Source organism: Ciceribacter sichuanensis (assembly GCF_024055605.1).
Classification (GTDB): Bacteria; Pseudomonadota; Alphaproteobacteria; order Rhizobiales; family Rhizobiaceae; genus Allorhizobium; species Allorhizobium sichuanense.
The window spans coordinates 70,694-83,126 of record NZ_JAMXLX010000014.1; the positions used below are offsets into that span (position 1 = coordinate 70,694).

Consider the following 12,433-nt stretch of genomic DNA (forward strand, 5'->3'; position numbering starts at 1 on the left):
TTGTCGACCGCTCTCCATGCGGCACGAAAGCCGGAAGTAACTTTGGGGGAGACGGCAGCCTGAACGGCGGGAAAGGACTTCCGCAAGGCTGAATCCTGTTTCCATGTCCCCTTTCGGGACCGACATCAAAAGCAACTTTCGCGCTACAAACAAATATTCAACACAACCTCCCGAAACTATCAACAACGGGATCAACGCCAGTAGCAACAGCCACATCACAACGGGAAAACTCGAGGCTGAATTTGATAATATTCAACAAAATCAAAGGCAAGTTAAGTTGTAACGATCGTTGCAACGTCAATTTCAAAGATGATATTGCGACGCAACATATTGACAAGCTTTCGTCGATGCGAAACAAAGACAGTATAAAATTCGGAAAACTTAACGGTTAACGGCCGCTTTATGCGCCGTGAGTGTAACTCGCTTTGTAAAGAGTGGACGACAAGGGTTACCGTCGATATGCCGCACACGCACACCGCCGCACCGGGGACAAGCATGCAGGCAAAAGCCGGCGCCGGTTCCCTGTCGTCGGCGGTGAACCGCTCGTCCCTTCGAGCCTTATCACTCGGTGAAAACAATCGTATCGACCCAAAAAAGGCCGATGTTTTGCGATTGAATATCGGTTCCAGCCGGGATGATGCTTGCATCGTCCACACTCTTGGCGCCGTCGGACAGGTTTCGCCCGACCAGCCGCGCTCCAACGACGTCAACCGGTTTCGCAGCTGTCCGATCCGCCCGACGGCATCCAGACAGTTTTCGAGAATTTCGATGTTAACAATTCACGGGTTACCAGCATGAAGAACACCATTCTTGCGGTCGCATCCAGCGGAGGCCATTGGCAGCAGCTTCTGCTCGTGTCCGAAGCCTTCGAGGACATGTCGCCTGTTTTCGTGACGACCAAGGAAGAACTGCTGCGGCAAGCAGGCAAGGTCGATGGCCATGTGGTCGTGGACTGCAATCGCAATCGTCCGCTGCTCATGCTGACCTGCATCCGCCAATGCGCCGGCATCGTGTTTTCGCGGCGGCCGAAGGTCATCATCTCCACCGGTGCGGCACCGGGCATCATCTGCATCGCCTTCGGCAAGTTGATCGGCGCCAAAACGATCTGGATCGACAGTTTCGCGAATGTGGAAAAACTGTCCATGTCCGGCAAGATCGCCCGCTATATATCGGACAAGTGGCTGACCCAGTGGGAACATCTGAGCGACGCGTCTGGTCCCAGCTATCACGGGGCGCTGCTATGATCGTCGTCACGGTAGGCACCCAGCTACCCTTCGATCGTCTGATCCGGATGATCGACGAGCTGGCTCCCGGGTTGGATCGCGATGTCTTCGCGCAGACCGGCGTCGGCACCTATGTTCCGCAGAACATGGAATGGAGTTCGACGGTCGAGGCATCGGATTTCGACAAGAAGCTCAAGGCCTGCTCGGTCATTATTGCCCATGCGGGGATCGGCACCGTGCTGAAGGCTTACAAATATGCCAAGCCCATCATCCTGGTGCCGAGGCTCTCTTCGCTCGGCGAGCATCGCAACGACCACCAACTCGCCACCGTTTCCCAGCTTCGCCAGCGCGAAGGCATCTACATTGCGGAGAACAAGCAGGATCTCGAAAAGCTGCTGAGCCAGCAGCTCGATCCGGCAACGCCATCCGAGGACGTCGCGGCAAGTGCCGCCAGACTGCGCGGCTATGTTCGCAGCTCCATCCTGGAGATGCTCGGCTGAGTTTGCCGGCACCGGTTTTCTCGTCTCACACGGAATATGGGGCCAAACCGGTTGACCTCGCGGATGGCATCTTTCTGCCTACCCATGGCGTGTTGACAGCCCTCACCCCGCCCGAACCTGCTGCAGGCCTATTGAGTGCGCTGCGGGATCGGGTAAGGGGAAACTAGGCAATTGGCAGGTGTCGAGATCATTCCCCAAACGAGCCGGTTCATCTCATAGAAACGATATCGCAATTTCTCACGAAACGCGTGGCGCGCGGAACAAACCGCTGCCCATGACCGGTTGCCGAAACCTGTCTCCTCTGGCACAGCTTCAGTTTGTTCTTTTCAGGATTATTGATGAACCGAACCGTCTGCCTGTTCCCATCTCACCGCGGAACCATCCTATCCGCCGTGAAGGGTTTCCGGCAGCGTGGCTGGTTCAGTCGGGAACGACCTGCGATAGCCTTCGACAACACAGGGATTTCTGCGTGAATGCTTAATATCTGGAGATCACTCTTCGGAAGCTCGTCCAGGCAGACGCAGCCGGCAGCGCGGCGCCGTCGTATCGACCTTGGCGAGGCGTTGCCGCCCTACACGCTCTATGCGGTGGGAGACGTGCACGGCTGCCTGAACGAGCTTCTCGCAGTTGAAACCAGAATTCGCGAAGATATCGTGGCCAGCGAAGCCCCGGGGCTGATCGTCTATCTCGGCGATTATGTCGATCGCGGGCCGCAATCGGCCGGCGTGCTCAATCACCTCAGCGGCCCGAACAACGACAAGCGCATGCGTCGGCTGCCGCTCTGCGGCAATCACGACGCAATCTTCGCCGCCTTTGCGAGGGATCCGGCGAACCATATGGAATGGATCGATCACGGCGGTCGCCAGACGATGCTTTCCTATGGCATCGACATCGACGAGTTGCTGACGCGGGTGCGCCGACGTCCCGACGAGGTGGCGCGTGTTCTGCAGCAAGCGATCCCGGCGCGGCATCTGTCCTTCATCGACGTCCTGCCGATCAGCCTGCGGGTCGGCCCGTTTCTCTTCGTGCATGCCGGAATTCGTCCCGGCGTGGCGTTACCGGACCAGACCGACGAGGACATGCTCTGGATTCGCGAACCCTTTCTCAGCGCGGGTCCGCAGTTGCCGTTTACCGTCGTGCACGGTCATTCGCCCGTCCCGGAACCGGATTTCGGCCGCTCGCGCATCGGCATCGACACAGGCGCGTATGGTTCTGGTAAGCTTTCGGTGCTTAAGATCGCCAATGGCGTGCCTTCCTTGCTCAATCCGTCGTGAAGCGGGGGGCCGACGTGAAACTGGGGTCGTGCATGCGCCATTACCGAGGTCATTGCCTATCCTGCCACTGAGGGGTGGCCGGCACGTTATCGAGTGGTTCCCAGAATGACGCCTGAACCATCGCCGCAGGGACCGAGCAAGCCGAAAAGGCCGGCGTGGAAGACACCGTTCCTGATCTTCCTTCTCGTCTTCACGATCCCGATTGCAGTGACGGTCCTCTTTGCCAATGGCGGACGCAACCTCGCGCGAATCGCCGCCATTCTGCACATCGATCTTTCACCGAAGAAGGAAGAAGTCGTCATCAGGAAGGGCCGGGTCCATGCGCCGCCTGCTCGACCACCGGTTCTCTCCCGCTCCTTTTCACCATCCGAGACCGCGCGACTGCTGCCGATGAATCTCAATCGTACGGCGGAAGAAATCTGCCTCGGGCTCACATCGGTGGCATCGAACGCAACTCCGACCTTTACACCGGCGGCTGAAGATGCCTGGGAATGCACCGCTTCGGTTGCCTTTCCCGACACCTCGAATTCGATCTTCCTACAGATTAGAGGCACGGAACAACGGGTGAGAACCATCCGCGTCAAGTACAACCTGATCGATCCCTCTCATCTCGACGAGATGTTCAATCCATCCGTTCAGCTGATCCGTTATATCCGGCCGGAAACCGCCATGATCGATCTTTCCGGAATGAAAGACATCATGGTAACGGGCAAGGAAAAATACATCATGTTCGGCACCGACCGCATCTCGATGAAGCAGGAACTGATGGATGCCAGACGCTACAACCTGCTGATAACCGCAGCGCAATAACGCTCTTACGCAGACGCCCGGGAAAGCTCGATGAGGAAGACCTCTTCCCACGCTGACGGAAGAAGACGCAAGCGGGTACCGCGCTTCAAACCCATCAACGTATCGAGAGGCCGCGCGCTCAGACGGCTTTCCAATGCCTCGACATCGACCTCACCGTTGAAGACCACCATCATCTCGTCGCATCCAACCTCGATGGCGAGCGGCTCCCCTATGACGATGCGCTTCATGATATGGGTAAAATATTCCCGCCTCGTCATGACGTTGAGATCGGTCGTCTCCCCAGAAATGACCGAGCCATCGATCGGTGTTTCGCCGGCAAACGAATAAGGATCACCGTCTCGTTGAAGCGTGATTTCTCCGTCCCCCGACGCCAACACGATGCCCTCGCCCTGCAAGACCGCGATCGTCCGGTCTATCCCTTCGAAGCGGGAGAAAGGTCCAGGCCCTGCGACCGTCGCCATGCTGACCCGCCAGAGGAATTCCGGATGGATTTCCCCGTCGAGGTGAACAGCCAGTTCGCGGGTCAGTCCACCGCCATTCTTCCAGGGAACGGCCACCAGATTGTCGAAACGGAGAAGTTCCACTTGCTCACCTCCTGTCGACAGGCTTCCCGAAAGCGGGAGGCCCTGCAGGTCCGTCAGTTTCCAAGGATACCCGGGAGGCGGAGACCCTTTTCACGGGCGCAATCGAGGGCAATGTCGTAGCCGGCGTCGGCATGGCGCATGACGCCGGTTGCCGGATCGTTCCAGAGCACACGACCGATCCGCCGCGCCGCATCCTCGGAACCGTCGCAGCAGATGACCATGCCGGAGTGCTGGGAATAGCCCATGCCGACGCCGCCGCCATGATGCAGGGAAACCCAGGTGGCGCCCGACGCGGTGTTGAGTAGCGCATTGAGCAGCGGCCAGTCGGACACGGCATCGGAGCCGTCCTTCATGGCTTCCGTCTCGCGGTTCGGCGAGGCGACGGAGCCCGAGTCGAGATGATCGCGGCCGATGACGATCGGGGCCTTCAGCTCACCTTTCGCCACCATTTCGTTGAAGGCAAGGCCGAGCCTGTGGCGGTCGCCGAGCCCGACCCAGCAGATGCGGGCCGGCAGACCCTGGAAGGAGATACGCTCCTTCGCCATGTCCAGCCAGTTGTGCAGATGCTTGTTGTCGGGAAGGAGTTCCTTCACCTTGGCATCGGTCCTGTAGATATCCTCGGGATCGCCGGAAAGTGCTGCCCAGCGGAAGGGGCCAACGCCCCGGCAGAACAACGGACGGATATAGGCCGGCACGAAACCGGGGAACGCGAAGGCGTTTTCCAGCCCCTCGTCCTTCGCCATCTGGCGGATATTGTTGCCGTAATCGAGCGTCGGAATACCCATGTTCCAGAAATCGACCATGGCCTGGACGTGCACCTTCATCGAGGCGCGCGCGGCTTTTTCGACCGCCTTCGGATCGCTCTCCTGCTTTGCCTTCCATTCGGCCACCGTCCAGCCGGAAGGCAGATAACCGTGCAGCGGATCATGCGCAGACGTCTGGTCGGTGACGATATCCGGGCGCACCCCGCGGCGGACGAGCTCCGGGAAGATATCGGCGGCATTGGCGATAAGCGCGATCGACTTCGCCTCGCCGGCCCTGGTCCATTGATCGATCTTCGCCAGCGCCTCGTCGAGACTACCGGTCTTTTCATCGACGTAACGGGTACGCAGGCGGAAGTCGGCGCGGGTCTCGTCGCATTCGACGGCAAGGCAGCAGGCGCCCGCCATGACCGCCGCCAGCGGTTGCGCGCCGCCCATGCCACCGAGACCCCCTGTCAGGATCCACTTGCCCTTGAGATTTCCGCCATAATGCTGGCGACCGGCCTCCACGAAGGTCTCGTAGGTACCCTGCACGATGCCCTGCGCGCCGATGTAGATCCACGAGCCGGCCGTCATCTGGCCGTACATGGCCAAACCCTTCTTATCCAGCTCATTGAAATGATCCCAGGTCGCCCAGTGCGGCACGAGATTGGAATTGGCGATCAGAACGCGCGGCGCATCCTTGTGGGTACGGAACACGCCGACCGGCTTGCCGGACTGGACCAGAAGCGTCTCGTCCTCCTCCAGCGTCTTCAGCGTCGCGACGATGGTATCGAAGTCGTTCCAGGTGCGGGCGGCCCGACCGATGCCGCCATAGACGACCAGTTCGTGCGGGTTTTCCGCCACGTCGGGGTCAAGGTTATTCATCAGCATGCGCAGCGGCGCTTCCGTCAGCCAGCTTTTGGCATTGAGTTCCGATCCGCGCGGCGCGCGGACATCACGGATATTATGGCGCGGATTGGAGGTCATGCGGGTTCCCCTGTCGAATGATCGTTATCGTTTGAGGCCGGGCGCGACGTCTTCGATACGCGCCAGAATGTTTTTGAGATGGATGCGGAGACGCGCGGCCTTCTCCTCGTCATAGGCGAAGGGCGGCGCTTCCGTCTGAAGATGCGTGGATTGGGCAAGTTCCATCTGGATGGCGTGTACGCCTTCCTTCGGCCGACCATAGTGGCGGGTGGTCCAGCCGCCCTTGAAACGGCCGTTCAGAATGCTGGTGTAGCCGGAAGCAGAAGCCGTGGCATCGACAGCGACCTTCTCGATCTCCGGCGCGCAGGTGCGGCCCATATCGGTGCCGATATTGAAATCCGGCAATATGCCTTCGAAAAGGAAGGGGATGCGGGAGCGGATCGAGTGGCAGTCATAAAGGATGGCGACGCCATGGATGGCCTTCACGCGCTCGATCTCGGCAGCGAGGGCGGCATGGTAAGGGGCGTGAAATGCCTCGATCCGACGAGCGGTCTCCGCCTCGTCGGGTGCCTCGCCTTGCCTCCAGATCGCCTTGCCGTCGAAATCCGTTTCCGGCACGAGGCCCGTGGTGTTCTGGCCGGGATAGAGGCTGAGGCCTTCGGGATCGCGGTTGGCATCGATGACGTAGCGATGAAAGGTCGCCCGAACCGTCGTCACATCCGCAAGCAGGCCGGCATAGAGCTCATGGATATGCCAGTCGGTATCGGCAAGTATCCTGCCGTTGTCGTTGAGGCGATCCCAGAGATCGGCGGGCACCTCGGTTCCCGTGTGCGGGAAGCCCAGAATGATCGGAGAAGTGCCTTGGGTGACTTCGAATACCGTCATCTCAGGCCTCCAGCTCCGGCAGCAGGCCTTCGGAGACGCTTGAAACGAGCGAACCGTCGGCCACCAGCGTACTCGCGGCCTGAAGATCGTTAGCCATGTAGCGGTCGAGTTCCAGCGTCGGGATTGCCCCGCGGAGCGTCGCGATGACCTTCATGAGTTCCGGACTGGTTACCAGCGGTGCACGGAATTCTACGCCCTGCACCGCCGCCATTGCCTCGATGCCGATGATGCCGAACAGGTTCTCGGTCATTTGCAGCAGCCGGCGGGCACCGTGGCAGGCCATGGAAACATGGTCTTCCTGATTGGCGGATGTCGGCGTGGAATCGACTGAAGCAGGATGCGACATCTGCTTGTTTTCGCTCATCAGCGCCGCCGAGGTCACCTCGGCAATCATCAAACCGGAGTTCAGGCCCGGTTTCTTTGCGAGGAAGGCCGGCAGGCCATAGGAAAGCGCAGGGTCCACCAGCAATGCGATGCGTCTCTGGGCAATGGCCCCGATCTCGCACACGGCAAGGGCAATCTGGTCGGCGGCAAAGGCAACCGGTTCTGCGTGGAAGTTGCCGCCTGACACCACCGAATTGTCCGACAGCACGAGCGGATTGTCGGTGACTGCGTTCGCCTCGATTTCCAGCGTGCGGGCAACCGAGCGCAGCAGGTCGAGGCAGGCGCCGTCGACCTGCGGCTGGCAACGTATGCAATAGGGATCCTGCACGCGTTCGTCGCCTTCGATATGGCTCTGGCGAATGACCGAGTTGTCGAGCAGCGCGCGAAGTGCGGACGCGGTATCGATCTGACCGCGATGGCCACGCAGCGTATGGATATCCGGATGGAATGGCGCCGAAGACCCCATGGCTGCATCGGTCGACATGGCTCCGGTGATCAGCGCGGCTTGAGCCGCCCGATGCGCCCGGAAAAGACCGGCCAGCGCCAGCGCGGTGGAGGTCTGCGTACCGTTGATCAGCGCCAAGCCCTCCTTCGCCGCCAACACGGCGGGCTTCAATCCGGCCTTTTCGAGGGCCGCCGCACCGGACAGGCGCTCACCATCAAGAAACGCTTCGCCCTCGCCCATCATCACGGCGGCCATATGCGCCAACGGCGCGAGATCGCCCGAGGCCCCGACAGAGCCCTTCTCCGGGATGACAGGAGTGACGCCTTTTTCGAGCATGGCTTCGATGAGCCGAACCAACTCCAGCCGTACGCCGGAAGCGCCGCGGCCAAGCGAGACCAGTTTCAGCGCCATGATCAGGCGCACGACATTTTCCGGCAGGGGCGCGCCTATGCCGCAGCAATGGGAGAGGATCAAGTTGCGCTGGAGCGTCGCCACATCGGCACTATCGATCTTGATGGAGGCGAGTTTTCCGAAGCCGGTATTGATGCCGTAGACGGGAGCATTGCCCCGCGCGATCTCGGCGATGCGCGCCGCGCCTCTCGCAATTCCGGCATCTGCGGCCCGGTCGAGCACCGCCGCCTGACCATCCCAGTAGATGGACATGAGTTGCGCGAGAGTGACGCGGCCTGGAACGAGCGTGATGGTCATGCCGTAATCCTCCGGCCCTTGAAAACATGTGCATGAAGCGGATTGAAGCCGATGCGATAGACAAGCTCGGCAAGGCTTTCAGCATCCCATATCGCGAAGTCGGCGGACTTGCCGGCCTCGAGCGTGCCCGTCTCGTGCAACAGGCCAAGTGCGCGCGCGCCTTCACGGGTTGCGCCGGCTATGCATTCCTCGACGGTGAGGCCGAAGAGCGTCGCCGACATGTTCATCGTCAGTAACAGGGACGTTAACGGCGAGGTGCCGGGGTTGCAGTCGGTGGCAACGGCGATATGCACGCCGGCATCGCGAAGCAGGCCAACGGGGGGCTTCTGCTTCTCGTTGATGGCATAGAAGGCACCCGGCAGCAGCACTGCGACCGTTCCCGCCTTCGCCATGGCTCTGGCACCGTCGCCATCGAGATATTCGAGGTGGTCGCAGGAAAGAGCGCCATAGGAGGCCGCCATTTTCGCACCCCCCAGATTGGAAAGCTGCTCGGCGTGGAGCTTCACCGGGAGCCCCAACACTCTCGCCCTGTCGAACACGCGCCGCATCTCCTCCACGGAGAAGGCAATGCCCTCGCAGAAGCCATCGACGGCATCGACAAGGCCTTCCAAACGGGCCACTTCGAGACCGGGGAGGACGACATCGGTGATATAGTCGCCGTTGCGGCCTTTATATTCCACCGGCGCGGCATGGGCCGCCAGCCAGGAAGTGACGACGCCTATGGGGCGGATTTCCTGAAGCCTGCGCGCTGCGCGCAACATCTTCAGTTCGCCCTCGATGTTCAGTCCATAGCCCGATTTGACCTCGATGGTCGTGACACCCTCGGCGATGAGGGTATCGAGACGCGGCAACGCGGTCGCGACGAGGCCTTCGACATCCAGCCCGTTGGTGGCGCGGACGGACGAAACGATGCCGCCCCCGGCTCGGGCGATTTCCTCATAGGTCGCGCCCTCGAGGCGCATCTCGAACTCGCGGGCGCGGTTGCCGCCATAGACGATATGTGTGTGGCAATCGACCAGACCCGGCGTGACCCAGCGCCCCTCCAGATCGACGATCTCGAGATGTTCCGAAGTAACCGAAGGAAGATCGTTCTCCGCCCCGGCAAAAACGATGCGTCCGGCTTCGACAGCAAGGGCGCCCTTTTCGATAACACCCAAACCGGCTGCACCTTCCCGAAGCGTCGCGAGGCGCGCATTGCGGAATATCCGTGTCGCCGCTTCCTGTTCGACAGATATTTCTCTTTTCATCCGCCCGAAACCTTTTCTTCCCGATCAATATGTATATACATATAGGAACGCTTGGCAAGCACCTTTTGTGAAGCACTTTGCGACTGCCGGATGGCAATGAAGGAGGACGACCCCATGACGATCCTGTTTGCGGAAAGTGCGCTCACGCACGATGGCTGGCGGAGGAACGTGCGGATCGGCATTGCGGCCGGGCTTGTCTCGGAGATCCTTGTCGATGCCGAGCCACAACCCGGCGACGAGCGACATGCCGTCATCGTGGCAGGCATGGGAAACCTCCACAGCCACGCCTTCCAGCGCGCCATGGCCGGACTTGCGGAAATGCGCGGCCCTTCCGATGACAGCTTCTGGAGCTGGCGCAACGTCATGTACAAGTTTGCCCTGTCCATGACGCCGGAGCATGTTGAGGCTGTCGCCGCCCAGCTCTATGTCGAAATGCTGGAAGCCGGATTCACCCGGGTCGGCGAATTCCATTACCTGCATCATGACCGGAACGGCGAGCATTACAGCGATATCGCCGAGCTTGCCTCGCGCATCGCGGGTGCGAGCGCGGAGGCCGGTATCGGCCTGACATTGCTTCCCGTCTTCTACGCCCATGCGGGCTTTGGCGGCCTTGCTCCTGCCGAAGGCCAGAGGCGCTTCATCAACTCTCCGGATTCGTTTTCCCGGCTGATGGATCGCTGCCGCGATGTTCTGTCACCGCTTGCCGGCGCGCGCCTCGGCGTTGCCCCCCACAGCCTGAGAGCCGTCACGCCTGAGGAACTAGAAGAGATCGTTTCGATTGCCGGCTTCGGACCCATCCATATCCACGTGGCGGAGCAGACGAAGGAAGTCGAGGATTGCATTGCATGGTCCGGCGCCAGACCGGTGCAGTGGCTGATGGACAATGCGCCGGTGGATGAACGCTGGTGCCTCATTCACGCAACCCACATGGATGAGGCGGAGATCGACAGCATGGCCCGCAGCGGCGCGATCGCCGGCCTCTGCCCGATCACGGAAGCAAATCTCGGAGACGGGACCTTCGCGGCAAGGCGCTTCATCGAGCACGGCGGACGATACGGGATCGGATCGGATTCCAATATCGACATCTCACTGGCACATGAACTTCGCCAGCTCGAATATTCCCAACGCATTCTTCACCGATCCAGAAACGTGATTGCGGATGCGGGACAGTCGACGGGCCAGAGAATGTTCGCCGATGCCCTTCAAGGCGGTGCGCTCGCGCTCGGCGGAACGGACCGGATCAACACAGGAGAACGCGCCGATCTCGTTGCCCTCGACACCGGCGCCGTTCCCTTCCTTCAGGAGGCGCAGGTCATCGACCAGTGGATCTTTGCCTCGGGCGTCAGGGTTGACACCGTCTGGACAGCCGGAGAGAAGCAGGTCATTGCAGGGCGACATCGGAAGCGCGACGCGATCCGCCAGCGTTTCCAGACGTCGATGCGGGAATTGCTCGCTTCATAGCCTGCCCCGAAAACCATCACGACAGGGCCGGCCCGGCGCGGGTTCAGGGCTCTGCCGAGCGAGACGGAAATGGCGAACATACAGGCGACCGGAGCAACACTTCACCAGCAGATCCTCAGCGAGATCGAAAGCCGGATCGTCTCCGGGGAATGGGCGCCGGGTTTCCGCCTGCCCTTCGAGGTCGATCTGGCGGAATCCTACGGCGTCTCGCGGATGACGGTGAACAAGGTGCTGACGCAGCTTGCCAAGGCGGGCCTCATCGAACGACGCAAGCGATCCGGCAGCTTCGTCGCCCAGCCGCAGGTGCAATCGGCAATTCTTGAAATTCACACCATCGCGGCGGAAGTCCGCTCGATGAACCAGGCCTATTCCTTCACCCTTCAGAGCAGGAGCATCCGAAAGGCTGGGCCATTGGATCGCGCGGCAATCGAGGTTTCGGCCGAGACGAGGTTGATCGAACTGCGCTGCGTCCACTTCGCAGGCGACGTGCCGTTCTGCACCGAAGAGAGGCTGATCAACCTCGACGCCGTTCCCGAGGCCGAGGATGCGGATTTCTCGGCGACGCCTGCCGGCGAATGGCTGATAGCGCAAACGCCCTGGAACGCAGCCGAGCACAAGATCTCGGCTGTCGGGGCAGACGGGCCCGTCTCAGAACTGCTCGATGTGCCTCCTCATACGCCCTGTCTCGTCGTTCAGCGCAGAACCTGGAACAGTTCCGGCCCGGTAACATCGGTGCGCTTCACCTATCCGGGCGACAAGCATGCGATCGTCGCCACTTTCACGCCGGCTTCGGCCTGATTTGCATGCATCTGCGACGACCAGAGACCTCTTATACCAACGAGCGCGGATCATGACCTGTGCGCCCATTGGCGCATTCCGATGGACATGATCTTCCACGGCTGATCGATCAGGGTTTTCCAAGCATGACAGCAGTGATCGACGATATCTTCGTAGTCGTTGAAGATGCGGTTTGACAGCCAGTTGTCTCGCATGAACTGCGAAAGGTTCTCGACCGGGTTCAATTCCGGCGACCGCGGCGGCAGAGACATCAGGGTGATGTTGTCAGGCACCTTGAGCTTCGGCGTGACATGCCATCCCGCGCGGTCGAGAATGAGGATGACCTTGCCCCGTTGACATAATCCATTTTGAAGTAAGCTCTGGCCCATTGAGAGGACCAGGGAATGAAGCGCAACCGTTTCACGGACGAACAGATTATCGGCATTCTGAAGGAGCACGAGGCGG

12 protein-coding genes and 1 pseudogene are annotated in these 12,433 nt (G+C 60.5%); 7 read left to right on the forward strand and 6 right to left on the reverse strand.

Annotated elements, in window-relative coordinates; genetic code table 11:
• Window positions 1-495 precede the first annotated feature (495 nt).
• The 5 genes from NBH21_RS25080 to NBH21_RS25100 all read left to right on the forward strand — a co-directional run bounded on the left by NBH21_RS25080 (window position 496) and on the right by NBH21_RS25100 (window position 3,807).
• Window positions 496-798: a hypothetical protein gene (locus tag NBH21_RS25080; RefSeq protein WP_250912983.1), complete on the forward strand. Its 303-nt coding sequence runs from the start codon at window positions 496-498 to the stop codon at window positions 796-798.
• A complete protein-coding gene (locus tag NBH21_RS25085) occupies window positions 795-1,244 on the forward strand; it encodes a glycosyltransferase family protein (RefSeq protein WP_250912982.1) in 450 nt (149 codons plus the stop codon). Before NBH21_RS25080 ends, NBH21_RS25085 begins: the two co-directional genes overlap by 4 nt.
• Window positions 1,241-1,723 (forward strand): glycosyltransferase, encoded by a 483-nt coding sequence (locus NBH21_RS25090; protein ID WP_250912981.1) that lies wholly within the window; start codon window positions 1,241-1,243, stop codon window positions 1,721-1,723. The genes NBH21_RS25085 and NBH21_RS25090 overlap by 4 nt, the downstream gene beginning before the upstream one ends.
• Before the next feature lie 473 nt (window positions 1,724-2,196).
• The gene (locus NBH21_RS25095) at window positions 2,197-2,997 is read left to right on the forward strand and encodes a metallophosphoesterase family protein (protein ID WP_250912980.1); all 801 of its coding nucleotides are present in this window, start codon (window positions 2,197-2,199) and stop codon (window positions 2,995-2,997) included.
• A 105-nt stretch (window positions 2,998-3,102) separates the two neighbouring features.
• On the forward strand, window positions 3,103-3,807 hold the full coding sequence (locus NBH21_RS25100; protein ID WP_250912979.1) for a DUF6030 family protein: 705 nt from the start codon (window positions 3,103-3,105) through the stop codon (window positions 3,805-3,807).
• Window positions 3,808-3,812: 5 nt separating this feature from the next.
• Here the strand turns inward: NBH21_RS25100 and NBH21_RS25105 are convergent, their stop codons facing one another.
• The 5 genes from NBH21_RS25105 to hutI are packed head-to-tail and all read right to left on the reverse strand — an operon-like array spanning window position 3,813 to window position 9,730.
• Window positions 3,813-4,391, reverse strand: coding sequence for a HutD/Ves family protein (locus NBH21_RS25105; RefSeq protein ID WP_250912978.1), 579 nt, complete (start codon window positions 4,389-4,391; stop codon window positions 3,813-3,815).
• 53 nt (window positions 4,392-4,444) lie between these two features.
• Window positions 4,445-6,121 (reverse strand): urocanate hydratase, encoded by a 1,677-nt coding sequence (gene hutU / locus NBH21_RS25110; protein WP_250912977.1) that lies wholly within the window; start codon window positions 6,119-6,121, stop codon window positions 4,445-4,447.
• 24 nt (window positions 6,122-6,145) lie between these two features.
• Entirely contained in the window at window positions 6,146-6,946 is an 801-nt protein-coding gene (gene hutG, locus NBH21_RS25115; RefSeq protein ID WP_250912976.1) for an N-formylglutamate deformylase, read from the reverse strand.
• A 1-nt stretch (window position 6,947) separates the two neighbouring features.
• Window positions 6,948-8,483, reverse strand: a complete 1,536-nt coding sequence (gene hutH / locus NBH21_RS25120) for a histidine ammonia-lyase (protein WP_250912975.1) — start codon at window positions 8,481-8,483, stop codon at window positions 6,948-6,950.
• Window positions 8,480-9,730, reverse strand: a complete 1,251-nt coding sequence (gene hutI, locus NBH21_RS25125; RefSeq protein ID WP_250912974.1) for an imidazolonepropionase — start codon at window positions 9,728-9,730, stop codon at window positions 8,480-8,482. The genes hutH and hutI overlap by 4 nt, the downstream gene beginning before the upstream one ends.
• A 114-nt stretch (window positions 9,731-9,844) precedes the next feature.
• Here hutI and NBH21_RS25130 point away from each other — a divergent pair, with 114 nt between their 5' ends.
• Window positions 9,845-11,191 (forward strand): formimidoylglutamate deiminase, encoded by a 1,347-nt coding sequence (locus NBH21_RS25130; protein WP_250912973.1) that lies wholly within the window; start codon window positions 9,845-9,847, stop codon window positions 11,189-11,191.
• Window positions 11,192-11,260: 69 nt separating this feature from the next.
• Window positions 11,261-11,989 carry a histidine utilization transcriptional repressor HutC gene (gene hutC / locus NBH21_RS25135; protein WP_250912972.1) on the forward strand — a complete coding sequence of 243 codons (729 nt, stop codon included), beginning with the start codon at window positions 11,261-11,263 and terminating at the stop codon, window positions 11,987-11,989.
• Window positions 11,990-12,039: 50 nt separating this feature from the next.
• On the opposite strand, the pseudogene NBH21_RS25140 reads toward hutC, so the two are convergent.
• A pseudogene (locus tag NBH21_RS25140) lies at window positions 12,040-12,309 on the reverse strand (transposase); the annotation flags it as partial.
• Window positions 12,310-12,433: the final 124 nt, after the last annotated feature.

Bases quoted from the DNA above. Each gene is read 5' to 3' on its own strand.
- hutG (WP_250912976.1), bottom strand. From the start codon at position 6,946: ATGACGGTATTCGAAGTCACCCAAGGCACTTCTCCGATCATTCTGGGC.
- NBH21_RS25080 (WP_250912983.1), top strand. From the start codon at position 496: ATGCAGGCAAAAGCCGGCGCCGGTTCCCTGTCGTCGGCGGTGAACCGC.
- hutI (WP_250912974.1), bottom strand. From the start codon at position 9,730: ATGAAAAGAGAAATATCTGTCGAACAGGAAGCGGCGACACGGATATTC.
- NBH21_RS25100 (WP_250912979.1), top strand. From the start codon at position 3,103: ATGACGCCTGAACCATCGCCGCAGGGACCGAGCAAGCCGAAAAGGCCG.
- NBH21_RS25085 (WP_250912982.1), top strand. From the start codon at position 795: ATGAAGAACACCATTCTTGCGGTCGCATCCAGCGGAGGCCATTGGCAG.
- hutH (WP_250912975.1), bottom strand. From the start codon at position 8,483: ATGACCATCACGCTCGTTCCAGGCCGCGTCACTCTCGCGCAACTCATG.
- hutU (WP_250912977.1), bottom strand. From the start codon at position 6,121: ATGACCTCCAATCCGCGCCATAATATCCGTGATGTCCGCGCGCCGCGC.
- NBH21_RS25130 (WP_250912973.1), top strand. From the start codon at position 9,845: ATGACGATCCTGTTTGCGGAAAGTGCGCTCACGCACGATGGCTGGCGG.
- NBH21_RS25090 (WP_250912981.1), top strand. From the start codon at position 1,241: ATGATCGTCGTCACGGTAGGCACCCAGCTACCCTTCGATCGTCTGATC.
- NBH21_RS25095 (WP_250912980.1), top strand. From the start codon at position 2,197: ATGCTTAATATCTGGAGATCACTCTTCGGAAGCTCGTCCAGGCAGACG.
- hutC (WP_250912972.1), top strand. From the start codon at position 11,261: ATGGCGAACATACAGGCGACCGGAGCAACACTTCACCAGCAGATCCTC.